Raw genomic sequence first — 18,746 nt, 5'->3', positions numbered from 1 at the left:
CCGGGCCGAGTCTCCTCAACCGGTGGCAGCGGCTGCTGTGCTGGGTCAGCGGTCACGGCGAGGGCTGGGCGCTGTACGCCGAGCGGCTGATGGACGAGCTCGGCTACTTCGCCGACCCCGGCGAGCGGCTCGGCTTCCTCGACATGCAGGGCTTCCGGGCCGCGCGGGTGATCGTCGACATCGGCGTCCACCTCGGCCTGCAGGTCCCGCAGGACAACCCCTTCGGCTTCCGGCCGGGCGAGGTGTGGGACGCCGACAAGGTCTTCGAGTTCATGCGCGCCCACTCGCGGATGGACGACGGGTCGCTGCGCTTCGAGGTCAACCGCTACCTCGGCTGGCCGGGCCAGGCGCCGTCGTACAAGGTCGGCGAGCGGATCTGGCTGGACGCCCGTGCCGACGCCCAGGCCCGCCACGGCGACGCCTTCGACCTCAAGGCCTTCCACACGGCCGCGCTCGACCTCGGCTCGCTCGGGCTGGACCCCCTCAAGGCCGCGCTCGCCCGGCTGTGACCACGCTGGGGGTGGAGCAGGCGCGGCGGATCGCGGTCCGCGCGCAGGCTCCTCGACGCCCACCGCGGCCGATCGGTCGCCGAGGTCGTCGAGGAGCCTGACCCTGCTCCAGGTCGACCCGACGGCAGCGGTCGCGCCGAGCGTGGACCTGGTCCTGTGGTCGCGGCTCGGGTCGGACTACGAGCACTCCGACCTCACCTTCGCGCTGGAGACCGAGCGCTCGCTGGTCGAGCACTCCTCCTTCGTCCGCCCCGCCGACGACATCGGGCTGGTGCTCGCCACCCTCCCCGCCGAGCCTGCACCCCCGACTGCACGAGTGGCTGGCCGCCAACGCCGGCTTCCGCGCCGACGTGCTGGCCCGGCTCGACGCCGAGGGCCCCGCCACCGCCGCCGAGGTCCCCGACACCTGCCAGGTGCCGTGGGCCTCGAGCGGCTGGAACAACGACAAGAACGTCAACCGGCTCCTGGAGATGCTCACCCTGGTCGGCGACGTCGCGATCAGCGGGCGCCGTGGCCGCCTGCGGGTCTACGACCTCGCCGAGCGGGTCTACCCGTCGGACCTCACCGTCCCGTCGTACGACGACGCACGGGCCGCGCTCGACCGTCGTGCCCTCGCGGCACTGGGGATCTCCCGGCCCTTCGCCTCCGGCGTGGGCATCCCGGTCACGGTCGCCGGCACCGAGGGCACCTGGTGCGCCGACCCGGACGCCCTCGACGCGGCGGACGACCCCCTCGCGGGTCGCTGCGCGCTGCTCTCCCCCTTCGACCGCCTCGTCCACGACCGCGACCGCGCGCTGGACCTGTTCGGCTTCGAGTACGTCCTGGAGATGTACAAGCCCGCCGCCGCGCGCCGGTGGGGCTACTTCGCGCTCCCCGTCCTCCACGACGACCGGCTGGTCGGCAAAGCTCGACGCCAAGGCGGACCGCAAGGCCGGGGTGCTGCGGGTCCACGCGGTGCACGAGGACGGGGCCTGGCCTCCGGAGACCGGGGAGGCGGTGGCCGCCGAGATCGACGCCCTGGCGGCCTGGCTGGGCCTGGAGGTCGTGCGCGGCTAGCGCCCGCCGGCGTACTGCTCGGCGGTGTAGGTGATGCTCGCCCCGGTCTCCGGGTCCCGCACCACGATGCGCTCGGCGAGGGCCGACCAGTCGACCTCGAGCGGGTCGCCGGCCGAGCCGTCGGAGAAGGGGTACGCCGCGACGAAGCGGTAGTCGTCGGGCTTGCCGTCCCGCACCGGGGCGATCTCCAGGTAGGTGCGCCGCGAGTGGACGGGCGTGGCGGGATAGCGGCTCACCACGACGCAGTAGCCCTGCGGACCGGACAGCGTGGCGTCGGTGGCGCAGTCCTGCCACAGGCTCCTCGCGACCCCACCCGTCGGCGAGCTTCAACCCGGCCCAGGCCGTGCCGACGAGCAGCAGGACCGCGCAGGCTGGTCACCGCTGCGACGAGCGACACGAGCCGGATGCGCGTCATGACGGTGCCGGCCGGCTCAGCCGCGCAGACTCGTAGACGTCGACCCCGCGGAACGCCATCCGCTTGCCGGTGTAGGGCGCGAAGGCCGACGGTCCCGCGTGCGGGAGCCTGCGGTCGACGAACACCCAGCGCACGCCGTACTTGTCGTGGAGGACACGAGCCTCGGCGGCTGTCGGCGAGGCGATGAAGCCGTCGTTGAGCGCCGGGAGACCGGGGTCCCAGTAGGCGATGGTGATCGAGTCGCGGCCGTGCGGGCCCTCCTTCGCCGAGCGCGGCGTCGCGGTCCAGCCCTCGAGGAGCATCTGGCGCTCGGAGTACGCAGCGACCACGAACCAGCGGCTGTCGCAGCCGTCGCGCGCGGGGTCCTGCCAGATGTAGCAGTGCCGGTTGGACATCACGACGTCGTCGCGCTCGGAGTGGTCCCGGATCCAGCGCGCGGCGTTGACCGCCGAGCGGCTGATGACCCCGAAGTCATCCGCCTTCAGCGGCTTCGCCGCCTCGGGAGACTGGGGACGGGGCTGCAGCGCCTGGTAGTTGCCCGCGACACCGCCCGCGATCACGGCGAGCCCCAGGCCGGCGAGGGCGGCGATCCGGCGCTGGTCACGTGCGACGAGGAAGGCGGCCGTCATCCCGGCCCCCAGCACGGCTGTCGTGAGAACGACGCGGACCAGCGCATCGACCTCGTCCCCGCTGCTCATCTCGCCCAGCAGGACGACCGGGCCACGCGCGGCGAGCACGCCGGCGAGCGCGGCGATGCCGAGGACGGTGAACAGGCTGGCGACGCGACCACTGGTCCTCCAGGCCCGAGATGCCGAGGACCGCCAGCAGCATGAGGACCGGCCCCGCCTGGATGGCGAAGTAGCCCTGGCTGGCGCCGGGGTGACCGAACACGGCGATCGCGCCGGCTCCGGCGAGCCCGCAGCCCAGCAGGAACCACGGCTCGGGGTCGTCGCGCCAGCGCTTGTAGGCGAACAGGCACAGCCCCACCACGGCCGGCGTGAGCACGCCGAGGAGGGCCATCGTGGCGGAGAGACTCGCGGTGCACGAAGGTGTCGGTGCCGAGGAAGTGCGAGGCCCAGGTGGCGTCCGCCGCGTCGGCCAGGCTCAGGTGGAGACCGGCGCCCGAACCGCGGAAGACCGTGACCACCACCACGACGAGCGCCGCGACCACGAGGCAGCCGTCGACGAAGATCCGCAGGACCCGTGCGCGGTTGAGCACGATCATCGCGAGCCCGGCGACACCGAGACCGGCGACGACCAGGGGCGTCGCAGAGCCCTTCGTCCCTGATGCGCCCACCGCGAGCAGGACCATCACCACCCATGCGCCGGGCAGTGCGGTGCCGCGCCATCGGGTCACGAGCAGGACGACCAGGCCCATCAGCATGGGCACCGACAGGCCGAGGGTGGGCGACTCGGGCACGATCGGCCGGACCACGAGGGCCGCACCCAGTGCGTTCATCTGCCCGCAGCCGACGGCCAGGAACGCCGCGGCCGGCCCGGCCCAGGTCTTGCCGGTCAGCCGCATGCCTGCGGCGGCGATCGCGACCGGCACGACGATCAACATCAGTGCCGGCATGAGGCGGAGCACGACGCCGTCGAGCTCCGCGCCGGAGGTGACGCCGACCTGGGCCATCCAGGCGTGGCTGAGCCAGTGGTAGCCCAGGCTCCTCGCTCTGCACCCAGGGGAACGTGGTCGGCCCCCGTTCGGCCAGCCTGGCTGGTCAGCGCGATGTGGAGCGGCGAGTCGATGTGCGGGCGAGCCAGGCCGGTCCAGTCGACGGGGTTGGAGCGGAAGTACTCCCGCTGCTGGGGGACGAGGAGCAGCATGCACGCCGAGACGAGGGGCCACCACCACAGAGGCACCCGCGTCGTCTCGGCCGTGCGGATCCGCTCACGCGTGACGGGTACGGCGAGGAGGACGGCAGCGAAGGCCCAGGGCAGAGCGACCGCGATCCAGGCCTGACCGAGCAGACCTGCGGGGATCTGGGACAGCAGCGCGACGACGGAGCCGATGCCGAAGCCCAGCCCGAGGTCCTCGGCCCACCAGCCGGCACGGGGCCGGACGGCACGCCACGCCAGGACACCGGGGAGCAGCGTGGTCAGCAGGACCGACACCGTCGCGCGGAGCAGGTCCCACCAGGGCATGCCGGCCACGCCCGCCCAGGCCCACAGTCCCAGCACCAGCAGGGCCGTGACGCCTCCCACGAGCCTGCCCGTCCAGCGCGGCAGCGCCCTCCCACCCACGGCAGACTCCACTGCGGTCCCCTCTTCTCCGGCTGCTACGTTCGCTCCTGTGTCTGACAGCCAGGAGTCATCGCCCGACAACGCTACCTACCGCCCGGGATACTTCGAGACACGACTCGCGGCCAACGCCAGCCGCGGTCAGGTGTGGGCCCACATCTGTGCCTACCTCGCTCGCTGGATCCCTGCCGACGCCGCCGTGCTGGAGCTCGGCGCGGGATGGTGCGACTTCGCCAACCAGGTGACCGCTCGCCGCGTGGTGGCGCTCGACCTGGACGCCACGGTGCGCTCCGCGGCCGCCGAGCACGTGGAGGCCGTGGTCGGTGACTGCACGGACCTCAGCGACTTCGGCGCCGGCGACTTCGACGTGGTCTTCGCCTCCAACCTGCTCGAGCACCTCGAGCGGGCGGACGCGACGAAGGCTCCTCGCCGAGGCGCACCGGGTGCTCAAGCCGGGTGGCCGGCTCATCCTCATGCAGCCGAACTTCCGGCTCAACCCGGGCCGCTACTTCGACGACTTCACCCACGTCGCGGTGTTCACCGACCAGTCGCTGCACGACTACCTGGTCTCCGAGGGCTGGGAGATCGAGACGGTCCAGGCGCGGTTCCTGCCCCTCACGATGAAGTCCCGCGGCTCCGGCCTGACCTTCCTGGTGCCGTGGTACCTTCGCTCGCCGATCAAGCCGCTGGCCGGCCAGATGCTCGCTGTCGCGCGGCGTCCCGGTCACAATTAAGGGGATTCTCGGATGTGGAACGGCAAGACGCTCTCGGTGGTCCTTCCGACGTACAACGAGAAGGACAGCATCGCTGACATCGCGGCGCGGTTCGAGGCGCTGGACGTCGTCGACGAGGTCATCGTCGTCAACAACAACGCCGCCGAGGGAACCTCCGAGGAGGTCGCCCGCACCGGCGCCCGCGAGGTCGTCGAGACGACCCAGGGATACGGCGCGGCGATCAAGCGCGGGCTGCGCGAGGCCGACACCGACCTGGTGGCGATCTGCGAGCCGGACGGCACCTTCGACCCCGCCGACCTGCACAAGTCTGCTGGCGTTCATGCCCGAGTGCGACTACGTCGTCGGCTCGCGCACGGTGTCGAACTTCATCTGGCGCGGGGCCAACATGGGCTGGTTCCTGCAGTGGGGGAACTGGGCGGTCGCCAAGGCTGATCGAGGTGCTCTACAACACCAGCTTACCTCAGCGACGTGGGCTGCACCTTCCGGGTGATGACCCGGGAGCAGGCCCAGGTGGTGCTGTCGCGCTCGCGGCTCGACGGCTCGGCCTACGGCCTGGAGATGCTCCTGATCGCGGTGATCATGCGGATCCGGCTGGTGCAGGTTCCGGTCAACTACCACCCCCGGGTCGGTGTGTCCTCGGTCACCGGCGACTTCGGCAAGACCCTGCAGGCTCGGGTTCGAGATGATCTTCCTCGTCCTCCGGATGCGGCTGCGGAGGCTTCTCGATCAGGCGCGGACGCTGACCGACGCCTCAGCCCGCCGCTCCTCGGTGTGGCTGAACACCACGGACCGGTAGGCCCACCAGCGAAAGGCCGTGCCGAGGCCGAGCCCGACGACGTTGGCGGCGATGTTGTCGCTGAGCGCGGACTGGAGGCCCAGCACGTAGTGGGACAGCCACAGGCACCCCACCGCGATGGCGGTGCCGATGGTGCACATCACGACGAAGAGCAGGAACTCGTGGTGGACGGTGTCGCGCCGGCCATGGCTGAAGGTCCAGTACCGGTGTCCCAGCCAGGAGACGATGGTCGCCAGGGCGGAGGACACGATCTTCGCCGTCAGCGGGGCGTCGTGCAGCGGCCCCTCCCCACCCGCGAAGCGGAGCAGGTTGAATCCGCCGGCGTCGACGACCAGGCCGACGATGCCGACCACGCCGAACTTGCCCAGGCTCGGGCAGCAGGGCGAGGCCAGCGTTGTAGAGACGGCGCAGGGTGTTCATCCAAGACCTCTGGAGGTGGTGGTGGGTCGCCGTCACCGTACCCCTCGGCCCCCGTCGGGCACGAAGCGACGCGACGGCCGCCGCTAGGGTGTCGCCGTGCCGCACCTCGTCCTGGCCTCCGCCTCTCCTGCCCGGCTCGCCACCCTGCGCAGCGCGGGCATCGAGCCCACGGTGATCGTCTCGGGGGTCGACGAGTCGCAGGTCGTCGGTGTCCCGCCCGCCGAGTCGGCGCTGCGCCCGGCCGAGCTCAAGTGCACGGCGGTGGCCGGACGCGAGGAGGTCCCGTCGGGCGCGCTGGTGCTCGGCTGCGACTCGGTGCTGGAGCTGGACGGCGAGGCACTGGGCAAGCCGGGCGACCCCGAGGAGGCGGTACGACGCTGGCACGCCCTGCGCGGGCGCTCGGGCGTGCTCCACAGCGGGCACTGCCTGCACGACGTCGCGACCGGCCGCCAGGCGGCCGCCACGGCGTCCACGGTGGTGCACTTCGCCGACGTGACGGACGCGGAGATCGCGGCGTACGTCGCCACCGGTGAGCCGCTGCACGTCGCCGGCGCCTTCACCGTGGACGGCCTCGGCGGCGGCTTCGTCACCGGCATCGAGGGTGACCACCACAACGTCGTGGGGGTCAGCCTGCCCCTGCTGCGCGGGCTGGTCAGGGGCTCGGTCACCAGTGGACCGACCTCTGGGCGCGCTGACCCGGCTCGCCGCCGCCCTCGCGGCCCTCGCCAGCCTCGCCGCGTCGCCTCCGGCCGTCGCCGACGACCCGGGCCCAACGCTGGCCGGCACCGCGGTGCGCGGCACGCCGACGGCCGCGCACGCCCCGGCTCTCGCCACCGGCCGCTACCTCGACCGGCTGCCCGCGCGGGGCAGCCTGCACTACCGGCTCCCCCGCAGCGCCACCGGCAGCACCTTCCACGTCGCGGTGATGTTCGTGGGCGCCGGCGACTCGGTCGGCGAGGGCATCCGGATCCAGGCCGGTACGACGCCCGGCGACCAGGGCTGCGGCAGCGGCGGCGTGTTCCGCCCCACCCTCGGCGAGCCGGCGCCGGTGCTCTTCACCAACCTGACCACGTGGACCGACGTCAGCGACCACCCGTGCGCGACCGCGCGGGAGCTCCACCTCACCGTCGGCGAGCCCGACGAGAGCGCCGACGCGGGGCGGGAGGTGGAGCCTGCTGGTCTACGAGGAGCCGCCGCTCTCCGACTTCGGCCTCGACCTGCTGCCGACCCCGGCGCCGGTGCCGTGGACCACGCTGCGCCCGGCGGTCGAGCCCCGGCGGGTGCCGGCCGGCACCACGCCGACGAACGCGCCGGTGGTGAGCGACGGCAGGCTACGCGCTGAGCCTGCGCCCGGGCCGGACCCGGGTGCTCGCCGTGCCGCTCGACTGGGACCAGACGCTGCAGGTGCAGGCTCGACGCGCGGTTGCCGGCCGGCGTACCGGCGCCGGCGGGGATCACGGCCGACGTGGTCTCGCCCCTGCTCGGCACCAGCGAGCGGCCCTTCAGCCGGGACCGGCCGGCGGACTGGAGGGTGCCCGGCGCGGCGGGCGGCCGGCTCCGGACGGGGGCGCAGTCGCAGGTGGTGTCGTACGCGAACCGCAACTCCTACGACGCGAGCCTCACCACCGAGGCGCTGGCGGGGATCCACTACGTGCTGGTGCGCTGGAGCGGCACCGGGGACGCGAGCGGGCCGCAGGTACGGGCGACACTCACCGTGCGCGTCAGCGGTGAGGCCGGCGACGGCGTGCCGGCGTACACGCCGGTGGACGGGCTGGTCGGGCCACAGGCCGCCTCCCGGCTGGTCGACGGCACCCTGGAGGCGCCGCCGCCGGCGGTCGAGCCCGCGGCCGCTCCGCACGAGGAGTCGCCCGCGGTGAGCCGGCGGATGCTGGCCCTCGGCGGCGGGGTCGCGGCGCTGCTGCTCGGCACGGTCCTGCTCGCCCGGCTGCGCCGGCACCGCCGGAGCCACCCGCACGCCGGCGCCGGGCGGCCGCTCGGGCACCACGAGCGCGGCGGTCGCCACCGCGGGTGACGACCGACTCGAGCCGGGACGACCCGGCGGGGTGCCCCACACACACCCACCGGGCCTGGGATCGTCCCACCACCCACCCTGCACCTTGTGGCAGAAGGTGGCAAGCCTGCGTCAGGAGACAGTCACTCCACGGGCAGGCCGAGCCCCCGCGCGATGAGCATCCGCTGGACCTCCGAGGTGCCCTCACCGATCTCGAGGATCTTGGCGTCGCGGTAGAAGCGCGCCACGGCGTACTCCTCCATGAAGCCGTAGCCGCCGAAGACCTGGGTGGCGATCCGGGTGGCGGTGACGGCCGACTCCGAGGTGTAGAGGCTTGGCGACCGAGGCCGCCTGCTTGAACTCCTTCATCGAGGGCCCGCGCCCGCCGAGCATGGCGTCCTTCATTGCGGCGGCACGGTAGGTCAGCAGCCGCGAGGCGTGCAGCATCACCTCGAGGTCGGCGATCTGGAAGGCGACCCCCTGCTTGCGCCCGATCGGGCCGCCCATGGTCTGCCGGTCGAGGGAGTACTCCACGCACAGGTCCACGCAGGCCTGGATCAGGCCCACGGCGAGCGCCGCGATGGCGACCCGGCCGTCGTCGAGGACGCCGAGGAACTGGGCGTAGCCGCGGCCGCGCTCCCCCACCAGGTTCGCCTCGGGCACCCGGACGTCGGTGAAGGTCAGCGGGTGCGTGTCGGAGATGTTCCAGCCGAGCTTTGTCGTACGGCGGCTCGGCGACGAAGCCGGGCGTGCCCGCGGGCACCAGGATCGCGGAGATCTCCGGACGGCCGCTCTCCGACACCCCGGTGCGGGCGGTCACGGTGACCAGCGAGGTGATCGCGGAGCCGGAGTTGGTGATGAACTGCTTGGACCCGTTGATCACCCACTCGCCGTTGTCGACCTCGGCGCGGGTCTTGGTCGCCCCGGCGTCGGAGCCCGCGCCCGGCTCGGTCAGGCCGAAGCCGGCCAGGCGCTGGCCCGCGACGAGGTCGGGCAGCCACTGCTGCTTCTGCTCCTCGGTGCCGTAGGTCAGGATCGGGTTGATGCCGAGGCCGACGCCGGCCTCCAGGGTGATGCCGATCGACTGGTCCACCCGGCCGAGGCTCCTCGATGGCCAGGCAGAGCGAGGTGAAGGGGCCGTCGGCGGCGTCGAGCCCGGCCCCGCCGTACTCCTCGGGGGCGGTCAGGCCGAACAGGCCGAGACTCGCCCATCTTCTGCACGACATCGGTCGGGAAGTGGTGGTCCCTGTCCCAGGCGGCGACGTGCGGCCGGATCGTCGCGTCGGCGAAGTCCCGCACCGTGCGGCGGAACTCCTCGTGCTCACGGGACGAACTCGAAGGAGGTCATGACGGCATCCTAGGCGCTGAGGTTAACGCTTGTTAACCCCCTTGGGGGGTGTGGGGTGCGGCGGCGCTGCCCGGTGGGCGGGACGCGGTCAGGGCCCGGTCCGGCGCACGTCCTAGACTCCGCTGTTGGCGTGCGATCCGTCGCCACCGACCGCCTGACAGGAGTAACCGTGACCCAGTCCGTGCAGCCGTTGCAGAAGGTGCTCATCGCCAACCGAGGCGAGATCGCCGTCCGGGTGATCCGTGCCGCGAAGGACGCCGGCATCGGCAGTGTCGCGATCTACGCCGAGCCCGACGCGAACGCGCTGTTCGTGCGGCTCGCGGACGAGGCCTACTCCCTGGGCGGCTCCACCCCGGGCGACTCCTACCTGGTGATCGAGAAGATCATCGACGTCGCGAAGAGGTCCGGCGCCGACTCGGTGCACCCCGGCTACGGCTTCCTCGCCGAGAACGCCGACTTCGCCCAGGCCGTCATCGACGCCGGGCTGACCTGGATCGGTCCCCCGCCCTCGGCCATCGAGGGCCTCGGTGACAAGGCCAAGGCCAAGCAGATCGCGCTGGCCGCCGGCGCCCCGCTGGCGCCCGGTCTCAAGGACGCGGTCAAGGACGCCGACGAGATCGTCGCCTTCGCCAAGGAGCACGGCCTGCCGGTCGCGATCAAGGCCGTCTTCGGCGGCGGCGGACGTGGCCTCAAGGTCGCGCGCACCCTGGAGGAGATCCCCGAGCCTCTACGAGTCCGCGACCCGCGAGGCCGTCGCGGCCTTCGGCCGTGGCGAGTGCCTGGTCGAGAAGTTCCTCGACAAGCCGCGCCACGTCGAGACCCAGTGCCTGGCCGACTCCCACGGCAACGTCGTGGTCGTCTCCACCCGCGACTGCTCGCTGCAGCGCCGCCACCAGAAGGCTGGTCGAGGAGGCCCCCGCGCCGTTCCTCACCGAGGAGCAGAACACCCGTCTGTACGAGTCCTCCAAGGCCATCCTCAAGGAGGCCGGCTACGTCGGCGCCGGGACCTGTGAGTTCCTCGTCGCCGCCGACGGCACCATCTCCTTCCTCGAGGTCAACACCCGCCTCCAGGTCGAGCACTGCGTCTCCGAGGAGGTCACCGGGATCGACCTGGTCCGCGAGATGTTCCGCATCGCGGCCGGCGAGGAGCCTCGGCTACGACGACCCGGAGATCCGCGGCCACTCCATCGAGTACCGCATCAACGCCGAGGACGGCGGCAACAACTTCATGCCCGCCCCGGGCACCCTCACCAAGTGGAACCCGCCGCAGGGCCCGGGCATCCGCGTCGACGGCGGCTACGTCAACGGCGAGACCATCCCCGGTGCGTTCGACTCGCTCATCGCCAAGCCTGATCGTCACCGGCCGCGACCGCACCCAGGCCATCGAGCGCTCCCGGCGCGCGATCGCGGAGTTCGAGGTCGACGGCATGCCGACCGCGCTGACCTTCGACGAGGTCATCGTCAACGACCCCGCGTGGGTCGCGGCCTCCAACCCGAGCGGCGAGGGCTCCTTCGACGTCTACACGACGTGGATCGAGACCGAGTTCGACAACCAGATCCAGCCCTACCAGGGCACCGCCGGCGAGGCGGAGGAGGCCGGCGAGAAGCAGGCCGTCGTCGTCGAGGTCGGCGGTAAGCGGATCGAGGTCGTCCTGCCCGCCGGGCTCGGTGGGATCGCTGCCGGTCCGGCCGCGGGCGCCAAGAAGCCCAAGCGCGCGGGCGGCAAGAAGGCCGGCGCCGCCGCGTCCGGCGACTCGGTCACCAGCCCGATGCAGGGCACCATCGTCAAGGTCGCCGTCGAGGAGGGCCAGAGCGTCGCCGAGGGCGACGTCGTGGTGGTCCTGGAGGCGATGAAGATGGAGCAGCCGCTCAAGGCCCACAAGGCCGGCACGATCACCGGCCTGACCGCCGAGGTCGGCGCCACGGTCGGCAACGGCGAAGTCGTCGCCGAGATCAAGGACTGACCCGCGCCGCGATCCCTAGGGTGAGGTCATGACGCGCAGCGACGTGACCTTCCCCTCCGGCGACGGCACCTGCGCCGGCTGGCTCTACGAGCCGGCCGGCGCGGCCACGCCGGGACCGGTCGTCGTCCTGGCCCACGGCCTCGGCGGCGTCAAGGAGATGCGCCTGGACGCCTTCGCCGAGCGCTTCTGCGCGGCGGGGTACCGCTGCCTGGTCTTCGACTACCGCCACTTCGGTGCCAGCAGCGGCGAGCCGCGCCAGGCTCCTCGACATCGAGCGGCAGGCTGGCGGACTGGCGCAGCGCCGTCGCCCACGCCCGCTCCCTCGACGGCGCCGACCCGGAGCGGGTGGTCCTGTGGGGGACCTCCTTCGGCGGCGGGCACGTGCTGCGGACGGCGTCACGCGATCCACGCGTCGCGGCGGTCATCGCCCAGTGCCCGTTCACCGACGGGCTCGCCTCCTCCCTCGCCATCGCCCCGCTCACCTCTGCCAAGGTCACCGCGCGCGCCGTGCGCGACGCCGTCGGCGCCCGACGCGGCAGGGGAGCCGCTCATGATCCCGACGTACGGCCCGCCCGGCTCGACCGCACTGATGACCTCGCCGGACTCCGCCGCGGGGGTCGAGGCGCTCGTCCCCGCGGGCATGGAGGTGCGCTCCGACGTCGCGGCACGCTTCGCCCTCGACATCATCCGGTACTTCCCGGGCCGCGACGCCCGCAGGATCACGGTGCCGGTCCACTTCGCGGTCTGCGAGGACGACGCCGTCGCCCCGACGAGGGCGACCCTGCGGCACGCAGCCAGGGCGCCCCGTGGCGAGGTCCGGATGCAGCCCGGCGGCCACTTCGACATCTACGTCGGCGCCGACTTCGAGCACAACATCGCTCAGCAGGCTCGCCTTCCTCGCCGCCCACGTGCCCGTCGGCGGGTGACCGCGCCCCCTCAGGCCGTACGACGCCGCGGGTCCAGGCTGCTCCCACCGGACCGCGCGGGCCCGCCCGTGCGCCTTGGCCTGGTAGAGCGCGGCATCGGCGCGCGCGATGGCGTCCTCGATGTCGTCGCGGGGCCGGACCGGGCCGATGCCGAGACTGACGGTGGTCCCCGAGCCGGCGTACCGCTGGCCGATGGCAGCAGCGATGTCGTCGGAGTCGGCGGCGGGCGCGAGCAGGACGAACTCGTCCCCGCCGAGCCGGCCCACCAGGCCGCGCGCGCCGAGGACGGACTCGCAGACCTCCCCGAAGTGGCGCAGCGCCTCGTCCCCGGCGGCGTGGCCGTGGCCGTCGTTGAGCGCCTTGAAGTCGTCGAGGTCGGCGACGATCACCGACATCGGCTCGCTGTGCCAGCCGCGGTCGATCTCCCGCTGGGCGGTGCGCAGGAGGCTCCGCGCGGTTGAGGACGCCGGTCAGGCCGTCCCGGGTGGCGCGCACCCGCAGGTCGGAGGTCTGCTGGGCGTGACCGAGGGTCGCCATGCTGAACGTCACCACGACCAGCAGCAGCAGGGTCAGCAGGGTGGTCGGCTGCGGGCCGAAGCCGACCACGAAGAGCGCGTGGTCGGGGCCGACCGCCATGAAGACCAAGGCGCGCAGCAGGTAGAAGGCACCGACCGCGCCCGAGGCCAGGCGCATCGCGGCGACGGCGAAGTCGACCGGCGCCTGCCCGGGCTCGGGGTCGGCCCGGCGCTCGCGCAGCACGCCGTGCAGGCTCCCAGGAGGAGCAGCCCACGAGCCCCGCCATCCCCAGCAGGTACGCCGCCCCACCCGACCACACGTCGTGCGCGGGGTCCTCGAGCGCGGAGAGCACCAGCACGACCACCGGCACCGGCAGCAGCTCGTCGCCAGGGCACCGACCGGCCGCTGAGCGAGCGCGCGGCCGCCCACACGCCGGCGGCGCCGAGCACGCCGATGGTGTTGCCGAGCGGGTTGGCGACGACCTGGACCGGCGTGCCGTTGCACAGGTAGAGCATCGCCCCGGTGACGAAGCAGCCCAGCGAGACGCACCACCAGCCGCTGTAGGCCGAGCGGGTGGTGCGGTAGGTCGCGAAGTAGAAGAGCACGAGCACGCACGCAGCCACGAGCCCGAAGGCGACGCGGAGGGTGAACGTGTCGAGCACCCGTCCAGACTAGGCACGCGGCTCAGCGCACCACGGACGAATCCGCCAGGCATACCCGGATGTGGTCAGCCCCACCGGAAGAACTAGCCGGGACCATCCACCCTGGTGACCACCGGCCCGGGACCAAGGTCCCCGGATGTCCCGGGCCGTAGGCTCGGCGCCGTGAACCAGGCTGCGCGACCCCGCCCACCGGGTCAGTCCCCGCGCCCGCACCCTGTGGCAGGCTCGAGGCCGCCGCCGAGGCGGTCGTGGTGATCGTCGCCGGCGTCGTGGCGGCCCTGCTCTGGGCGCCGGACGCGCTGCGCTGGGTGCTCGTCGCGCTCGTGGTCGTGCTCGCGGGCGGTGCGGCGGTCGTCGTACCGCTGTGGCGCTTCCGGGTGCACCGCTGGGAGGTGTCGGCCACGGCGGTCTACACCCAGCGCGGCTGGTGGGCGCGGGAGCGGCGGATCGCGCCGATGTCGCGGGTGCAGACGGTGGACTTCGCGCAGGGCCCGCTGGCCCGGGTCTTCGGGCTGGCGACGGTGACCGTGACCACCGCGTCCGCGGCGGGACCGCTGCAGATCGAGGGCCTGGACCGCGACGTGGCCCTGCGCCCGGTCGACGAGCCTGACCCGCAAGGCCGACCTCGTCGAGGGCGACGCCACGTGAGCGCGCCCGCCCCGGAGGCACCCTGGCAGCGGCTGGACCCCCGGATGCTGCTGGTGCACCCGATCACCGAGCCTGGTGAAGTTCCTGCCGGTCCTCGTCGGCCTGCTCATCGCCGGCGGGGCCTCGGGCAGCGGTCCGTGGGCGCTGCTCGGTGTGGGCATCCCCGTCTCGCTGGGTGTGGTGCGGTACCTCACGACGACCTTCCGGGTGACCGGCGCCCGGGTGGAGCCTGCGCCGCGGGCTGCTGCAGCGGCACACCCTGTCCACACCGCTGGACCGGGTGCGCACCGTCGACCTGACCGCCTCCCCCATCCACCGGGTGCTCGGGCTGGCGACGGTCGTCATCGGCACCGGCAGCGCGGTGGCGGACGACGACGACCGGCTGGCACTCGACGCGCTGCCCCGCCCCGACGCCGACGCGCTGCGCCACCACCTGCTCTCCGCGCTGTCCGCGACCTCGGCCACGCCCGGCGTGCCCCCGCCGCCGGAGGCGGTCGTGGCGCGGTTCAGCCCGCGCTGGCTCTGGTACGCGCCGTTCAGCGGCACCGTGCTCGTCGCCGCCGGTGCCCTGCTCGGCACGGCCGCGCCCCTCTTCGACTCGCTCCACATCCGGGTCTCCGAGGAGGACCTCGCGTTCTTCTCCCCCGCCGTCGTCGCCGGCCTGGCTGTCGCGGCGCTGCTGCTGGTCGCGACCCTGGCCGTGCTCGGCTACCTCGTCGTCAACGGTGGCTTCGTGGTCGCCCGCCAGGGCGCCGCGTGGCACGTACGGCGCGGTCTGCTCACCCAGCGCGAGACGAGCATCGACGTCGCCCGGCTGGCCGGTGCGACGATCGGCGAGCCGGCGGTGCTCCGCCTGGCGCGGGGCCGCCGGGTCAACGCGATCGTCACCGGTCTGGGCGGGGACCAGGAGAGGCTCCACCGTGCTGCTGCCTCCCGCGCCCCAGGCCACGGCGGTCGCGACCGCCACCGCCGTGCTGGGGCACCCCGAGCCGGTGACGGGCGGGCTGCGCCGCCACGGCCGCGCGGCGATCACGCGGCGCTACAGCAGGGCGCTGCTCGGTGCCGCGCCGGTGACCCTCGCGAGCGTGGTGGCGGTGCTCGCCGGAGCGCCGGCCGCCCTGCTCGGGCTCGCCGTGCTGGCGGTCCTGGTGGCCCTCGCGCTCGCCGCGGACCGGGCGCGGGCGCTCGGGCACGCCCACCTGGCCGGGCACGTGGTGGCGCGCTCCGGGTCGGTGCTGCGCCGCAGGGAGGCCCTCGCCGACGCCCACGTGATCGGCTGGAACCTGCGCGCCACCTGGTTCCAGCGCCGGGCCGGGCTGGTCACCCTCGCCGCGACGACGGCTGGGGGCAGCGGCCGGGTCGAGGCGCTCGACGTACCCGTGCCGGACGCGGTCGGGCTCGCCCTCGCGGCGAGCCCCGGCCTGCTCGAGGAGTTCCTGGAGGCCCGATGAGCGCACCCGACGGCAGCCTACGCGCCCGTGCCCGACGGCCGGCCCGACCCGGGCGAGGTCGTGTGGGCGTGGGTGCCCTACGAGGACGACCCGCAGCAGGGCAAGGACCGACCGGTGCTCGTGATCGGCACCCTCGACGGGCCCGAAGAGTCTGCTGCACTGCCTGGTGATGACCAGCAAGGACCACGATCGCGACGCGGAGCAGGAGGCGCGCGCGGGGCGGTACTGGATGGACGTCGGCACCGGCGGGTGGGACCCGCGCGGGCGGCCCAGCGAGGTGCGGCTCAACCGGCTCCTGGTGATCCCGGCGAGCACCGTCCGCCGCGAGGGAGCCGCCCTGGCACCCGACGTCTACGCCGCGGTGATCCGCGAGCGAGAGCGCTTCGCGGGCTGACTCACACCCCCAGGCTCGGCCGCCAGCACCGCGAGGTGCCGCTCGAAGAGCGCGTCCGGGTCGCCGAGCCCGTCGGGGCCGTACTGGCCGAAGACCTCGAAGTCGACGCACCCGAACAGCGCGGCCCACACGAGCACGCCCCGGGTGAGCACCGCATCGGGCAGGGCGATGCCGAACTGGGTGCGGATGCCCTCCAGGCCGGCCGCCAGCGGCGGCGCCGGGGCGGGTTCGTCGGGCACGACCAGGGTGCCCGCGGCGTGGGCCTGTGCCGCGACGTCCAGCAGCAGGCGCACCACCCGCGTCCCCGGCCCCGTCGTCCGCTCGGCCGGGGCCTGGTAGCCCGGCACCGGCGCGCCGTAGAGCAGTGCGTAGGTCGCGGGCTCGGCCCGTGCCCAGGAGCGCAGCGCGCGGCCGAGCGCCGCGAAGCGCTCCGCCGGTGCGGCGTCCGGCACCGCGGCGAGCGCGGCCTCGACGGCATCGGCCGGTCGTCGTACCCGTCGACGAGGAGCAGGGTGAGCAGGTCGTCGCGGCTGGCGACGTAGCGGTAGACGGCCGAGGAGACGACGCCGAGGTCGCGGGCCACGGCGCGCAGGGAGAGCGCCGCCGCGCCGTACCGGGCCAGGTGCTCGCGCCCGATCCGGGTGATGTCGGCCAGCATCCGGGCCCGGGCCTGCTCACGAGGGGTCATGGGATCATCCTGCCAGAAAAGAGAGCAGTGCTCTTGCATTGTGGTCGCGCCGGCCCTATCGTCGTTTCGAGAGCACTGCTCTCGTTTCCCTCGACACCAGGAGAGTCCCATGAACCAGCACCACGTCGTCACCGGCGCCGGCCCCGTCGGCAGCACCGTCGCCCTCCAGGCTCGCGGACGCCGGCCACCGCGTCCTCCTGCTCACCCGCTCCGGCAGCGGCCCCGAGCACCCGTCGATCGAGCGGCGGGCCGGGGACGCCGGCCGCGCCGAGGTCCTCGACGCGGCCCTGGACGGCGCCGTCGCCCTGCACCACTGCGTCCACGCCTCCCGGTACGACGCCGCGACCTGGCGTCGCGAGCTTGCCGGCCACCGAGCAGGTGGTCCTCGCCGCGGCCGGGCGGGCCGGCGCCGTGGCCGTCTTCCCCGAGAGCCTCTACGCCTACGGCGCGGTGACCGGCCCGATCACCGAGGACACGCCCCGGACCGCGGGGCGCGGCAAGCCCGGGGTGCGCACCGCCCTGCTCGCGGCGCGTGCCGCGTCGGCCACCCCGACGGTCAGCGTCGCGGCCGCCGACTTCTACGGCCCCCGAGTGCTCACCTCGCACGCGGGCGAGCGGATGGTGCCGACGATCCTCGCCGGGCGCACCCTGCGGGTGGTCGGCAGCCTGGACCAGCCGCACTCGTTCACCTACGTGCCCGACCGGCCGCCGCCATGGTCCGCGCGGCGCAGAGCCCGGAGTCGTGGGACAGCGTGCTGCACGCGCCGACCGCGCCGGCGCTCACCCAGCGCGAGGCGATCGGCGCGTTCGCGGCGGCGGGCGACGTACCGGCGCCGAAGGTGGGGGCGATCCCCGCCGGCCTGCTGCGCGCGATCGGCCTCGTCCACCGCGACACCCGCGAGCTCGCGGAGCCTGGCCTTCCAGTTCGCGGCGCCCTTCGAGGTCGACTCCCGGCGCAGCGAGGAGCCTGCTCGGGCTGAAGCCGACGAGCATCGAGGACGGCGTGCGAGCGACGGTGGCCTGGTGGCGGGCGCGCCTCAGCGCATGAGGAAGGAGGCCCGCCAGATCTTGCGGTCCCGCTCGGAGACCATGCGGTGCTCCTCCAGCACGGGCATGACCTTCTCGCCCATCCAGGCGATCGTCTCGCGGTAGGCCTCGTTGCCCAGCGCCTGCCGTCGCGCCTCGCGCGGGTCGAGGCCCACGGCGGCGTACACGTCGGGGTGGACGAGGGAGCGCATGGTCACGTAGGCCACCCGGGCGGTCAGGGTCTGGTGCCAGCGCAGGCTGGGCGCGGCCCAGCCCGCGCGCCGACCTCGCGAGCTCGTCGCGGGCGAAGGTGACGTGACGGGCCTCCTCGGTGACGTGGATCCGCGCGACCATCCGGGCCAGCGGCTGGATCCGCTCGTCGCGCATCAGGCTCGCGCTGCCAGCGGTCGACCGGCTCCTCACCGATCAGGATGCCGGCGTAGGCGCTCGCACCGCGCAGCGCCAGCGGGCCCAGGCTTTGCCCAGCCGTCGCGACGTCTCCCGGGGCCCGTACGCCGGCACGCCCATCGCCGCGATGGCGCGGCCGAACATCACCGTGTGCCGGGTCTCGTCGCCGACCTCGGTCAGCGCGAACTGGGTCCGCGCCGAGCGCGGGTCGGCGGCGTAGGCGTCGCGCAGCAGGATCTGCATGAGCACGATCTCGAACCAGATGCCGACGCTGGCGATGCTCGCGAGGCTCGTGGGCCGACAGGGTGATCCGCTGCTCCTCGCTGAGCCGCTCCCACAGCGGCGTGCCGTAGAGGGACATCCGCTCCGGCTGCATCCACCACAGGCCGGGCACGGGGGGTGCGTCCCAGTCGAGGTCGACCTCGGGGTCGTAGGACTGGCGGGCCGCGGAGCGCAGCAGGCGCTGCGCCAGGGCCTCGGCGGAGGCGTCCGACGGCGCGTCGGGGACCGCCGGGTCGAGCAGCGTCATGGAG

Annotated in this window: 23 protein-coding genes and 5 pseudogenes; 13 read left to right on the top strand and 15 right to left on the bottom strand. The window is 73.7% G+C overall.

Annotated features, from left to right (window positions below):
* Positions 1-32 precede the first annotated feature (32 nt).
* Positions 33-509 carry a DUF885 domain-containing protein gene (locus G5V59_RS31085; RefSeq protein WP_278260165.1) on the top strand — a complete coding sequence of 159 codons (477 nt, stop codon included), beginning with the start codon at positions 33-35 and terminating at the stop codon, positions 507-509.
* A gap of 350 nt (positions 510-859) precedes the next feature.
* Positions 860-1,366, top strand: a pseudogene (locus G5V59_RS38105) (crosslink repair DNA glycosylase YcaQ family protein); the annotation flags it as partial.
* Between the two features lie 195 nt (positions 1,367-1,561).
* Here G5V59_RS38105 and G5V59_RS31075 read toward each other — a convergent pair.
* From G5V59_RS31075 to G5V59_RS31055, 5 genes are read right to left on the bottom strand one after another with little or no spacing between them, the layout of a single operon-like run.
* A complete protein-coding gene (locus tag G5V59_RS31075; protein WP_278259035.1) occupies positions 1,562-1,801 on the bottom strand; it encodes a hypothetical protein in 240 nt (79 codons plus the stop codon).
* A complete protein-coding gene (locus G5V59_RS31070) occupies positions 1,798-1,980 on the bottom strand; it encodes a hypothetical protein (RefSeq protein ID WP_278259034.1) in 183 nt (60 codons plus the stop codon). The genes G5V59_RS31075 and G5V59_RS31070 overlap by 4 nt, the downstream gene beginning before the upstream one ends.
* Entirely contained in the window at positions 1,977-2,717 is a 741-nt protein-coding gene (locus tag G5V59_RS31065; RefSeq protein WP_278259033.1) for a hypothetical protein, read from the bottom strand. Before G5V59_RS31065 ends, G5V59_RS31070 begins: the two co-directional genes overlap by 4 nt.
* Entirely contained in the window at positions 2,675-3,613 is a 939-nt protein-coding gene (locus G5V59_RS31060; protein WP_278259032.1) for a hypothetical protein, read from the bottom strand. The genes G5V59_RS31065 and G5V59_RS31060 overlap by 43 nt, the downstream gene beginning before the upstream one ends.
* Positions 3,544-4,236 carry a hypothetical protein gene (locus G5V59_RS31055; RefSeq protein ID WP_278259031.1) on the bottom strand — a complete coding sequence of 231 codons (693 nt, stop codon included), beginning with the start codon at positions 4,234-4,236 and terminating at the stop codon, positions 3,544-3,546. Before G5V59_RS31055 ends, G5V59_RS31060 begins: the two co-directional genes overlap by 70 nt.
* A gap of 130 nt (positions 4,237-4,366) precedes the next feature.
* On the opposite strand from G5V59_RS31055, the gene G5V59_RS31050 reads away from it, so the two are divergent.
* The 3 genes from G5V59_RS31050 to G5V59_RS31040 are packed head-to-tail and all read left to right on the top strand — an operon-like array spanning position 4,367 to position 5,641.
* Positions 4,367-5,032 carry a class I SAM-dependent methyltransferase gene (locus tag G5V59_RS31050; protein ID WP_278259030.1) on the top strand — a complete coding sequence of 222 codons (666 nt, stop codon included), beginning with the start codon at positions 4,367-4,369 and terminating at the stop codon, positions 5,030-5,032.
* The gene (locus G5V59_RS31045; RefSeq protein ID WP_278259029.1) at positions 4,992-5,387 is read left to right on the top strand and encodes a glycosyltransferase; all 396 of its coding nucleotides are present in this window, start codon (positions 4,992-4,994) and stop codon (positions 5,385-5,387) included. The genes G5V59_RS31050 and G5V59_RS31045 overlap by 41 nt, the downstream gene beginning before the upstream one ends.
* A gap of 5 nt (positions 5,388-5,392) precedes the next feature.
* Entirely contained in the window at positions 5,393-5,641 is a 249-nt protein-coding gene (locus G5V59_RS31040) for a hypothetical protein (protein ID WP_278259028.1), read from the top strand.
* A 40-nt stretch (positions 5,642-5,681) separates the two neighbouring features.
* Here G5V59_RS31040 and G5V59_RS31035 read toward each other — a convergent pair whose 3' ends face one another.
* The gene (locus G5V59_RS31035) at positions 5,682-6,104 is read right to left on the bottom strand and encodes a GtrA family protein (RefSeq protein WP_278259027.1); all 423 of its coding nucleotides are present in this window, start codon (positions 6,102-6,104) and stop codon (positions 5,682-5,684) included.
* A 163-nt stretch (positions 6,105-6,267) separates the two neighbouring features.
* Here G5V59_RS31035 and G5V59_RS31030 point away from each other — a divergent pair, with 163 nt between their 5' ends.
* Both G5V59_RS31030 and G5V59_RS31025 read left to right on the top strand, forming a co-directional pair.
* Positions 6,268-7,491 carry a nucleoside triphosphate pyrophosphatase gene (locus G5V59_RS31030; RefSeq protein WP_278259026.1) on the top strand — a complete coding sequence of 408 codons (1,224 nt, stop codon included), beginning with the start codon at positions 6,268-6,270 and terminating at the stop codon, positions 7,489-7,491.
* Between the two features lie 145 nt (positions 7,492-7,636).
* Complete coding sequence (locus G5V59_RS31025; protein WP_278259025.1) at positions 7,637-8,203, top strand: hypothetical protein; 567 nt, start codon at positions 7,637-7,639, stop codon at positions 8,201-8,203.
* A gap of 122 nt (positions 8,204-8,325) precedes the next feature.
* On the opposite strand, the gene G5V59_RS31020 is transcribed toward G5V59_RS31025, so the two are convergent.
* The 4 genes and pseudogenes from G5V59_RS31020 to G5V59_RS31005 form a co-directional block, all read right to left on the bottom strand.
* Positions 8,326-8,478, bottom strand: a complete 153-nt coding sequence (locus G5V59_RS31020; protein ID WP_278260164.1) for an acyl-CoA dehydrogenase family protein — start codon at positions 8,476-8,478, stop codon at positions 8,326-8,328.
* 100 nt (positions 8,479-8,578) lie between these two features.
* A pseudogene (locus G5V59_RS31015) lies at positions 8,579-8,827 on the bottom strand (acyl-CoA dehydrogenase family protein); the annotation flags it as partial.
* 112 nt (positions 8,828-8,939) lie between these two features.
* Positions 8,940-9,275 (bottom strand): annotated as a pseudogene (locus G5V59_RS31010) (acyl-CoA dehydrogenase family protein); the annotation flags it as partial.
* A 58-nt stretch (positions 9,276-9,333) separates the two neighbouring features.
* Positions 9,334-9,408: pseudogene (locus G5V59_RS31005) on the bottom strand (acyl-CoA dehydrogenase family protein); the annotation flags it as partial.
* Between the two features lie 303 nt (positions 9,409-9,711).
* Here G5V59_RS31005 and G5V59_RS31000 point away from each other — a divergent pair.
* Both G5V59_RS31000 and G5V59_RS30995 read left to right on the top strand, forming a co-directional pair.
* Positions 9,712-11,494 (top strand): annotated as a pseudogene (locus G5V59_RS31000) (biotin carboxylase N-terminal domain-containing protein).
* 28 nt (positions 11,495-11,522) lie between these two features.
* The gene (locus G5V59_RS30995) at positions 11,523-12,881 is read left to right on the top strand and encodes an alpha/beta hydrolase (protein ID WP_278259024.1); all 1,359 of its coding nucleotides are present in this window, start codon (positions 11,523-11,525) and stop codon (positions 12,879-12,881) included.
* A 108-nt stretch (positions 12,882-12,989) separates the two neighbouring features.
* Here the strand turns inward: G5V59_RS30995 and G5V59_RS30990 are convergent, their stop codons facing one another.
* Entirely contained in the window at positions 12,990-13,598 is a 609-nt protein-coding gene (locus G5V59_RS30990) for a hypothetical protein (RefSeq protein WP_278259023.1), read from the bottom strand.
* Between the two features lie 248 nt (positions 13,599-13,846).
* Here G5V59_RS30990 and G5V59_RS30985 point away from each other — a divergent pair, with 248 nt between their 5' ends.
* The 3 genes from G5V59_RS30985 to G5V59_RS30975 are packed head-to-tail and all read left to right on the top strand — an operon-like array spanning position 13,847 to position 16,091.
* Positions 13,847-14,545 (top strand): PH domain-containing protein, encoded by a 699-nt coding sequence (locus tag G5V59_RS30985; protein WP_278259022.1) that lies wholly within the window; start codon positions 13,847-13,849, stop codon positions 14,543-14,545.
* Entirely contained in the window at positions 14,527-15,867 is a 1,341-nt protein-coding gene (locus G5V59_RS30980) for a hypothetical protein (RefSeq protein ID WP_278259021.1), read from the top strand. The genes G5V59_RS30985 and G5V59_RS30980 overlap by 19 nt, the downstream gene beginning before the upstream one ends.
* Positions 15,864-16,091 carry a hypothetical protein gene (locus tag G5V59_RS30975; protein WP_278259020.1) on the top strand — a complete coding sequence of 76 codons (228 nt, stop codon included), beginning with the start codon at positions 15,864-15,866 and terminating at the stop codon, positions 16,089-16,091. The genes G5V59_RS30980 and G5V59_RS30975 overlap by 4 nt, the downstream gene beginning before the upstream one ends.
* On the opposite strand, the gene G5V59_RS30970 is transcribed toward G5V59_RS30975, so the two are convergent.
* A complete protein-coding gene (locus G5V59_RS30970; protein WP_278259019.1) occupies positions 16,049-16,543 on the bottom strand; it encodes a TetR-like C-terminal domain-containing protein in 495 nt (164 codons plus the stop codon). The two genes, G5V59_RS30975 and G5V59_RS30970, sit on opposite strands and share 43 nt — an antisense overlap.
* A gap of 364 nt (positions 16,544-16,907) precedes the next feature.
* Positions 16,908-17,150 carry a hypothetical protein gene (locus G5V59_RS30960; RefSeq protein WP_278259018.1) on the bottom strand — a complete coding sequence of 81 codons (243 nt, stop codon included), beginning with the start codon at positions 17,148-17,150 and terminating at the stop codon, positions 16,908-16,910.
* A gap of 342 nt (positions 17,151-17,492) precedes the next feature.
* On the opposite strand from G5V59_RS30960, the gene G5V59_RS30955 reads away from it, so the two are divergent.
* On the top strand, positions 17,493-17,759 hold the full coding sequence (locus tag G5V59_RS30955) for a hypothetical protein (RefSeq protein WP_278259017.1): 267 nt from the start codon (positions 17,493-17,495) through the stop codon (positions 17,757-17,759).
* Between the two features lie 57 nt (positions 17,760-17,816).
* On the opposite strand, the gene G5V59_RS30950 is transcribed toward G5V59_RS30955, so the two are convergent.
* Together G5V59_RS30950 and G5V59_RS30945 are read right to left on the bottom strand one after the other, a co-directional pair.
* Complete coding sequence (locus G5V59_RS30950; RefSeq protein WP_278259016.1) at positions 17,817-18,032, bottom strand: diiron oxygenase; 216 nt, start codon at positions 18,030-18,032, stop codon at positions 17,817-17,819.
* Positions 18,033-18,040: 8 nt separating this feature from the next.
* A complete protein-coding gene (locus tag G5V59_RS30945) occupies positions 18,041-18,742 on the bottom strand; it encodes a diiron oxygenase (RefSeq protein WP_278259015.1) in 702 nt (233 codons plus the stop codon).
* Positions 18,743-18,746 lie beyond the last annotated feature (4 nt).

This window comes from Nocardioides convexus, assembly GCF_011090295.1.
The sequence above is the reverse complement of the archived record's forward strand: the minus strand, read 5'-3'. Positions and strand labels throughout refer to the sequence as shown.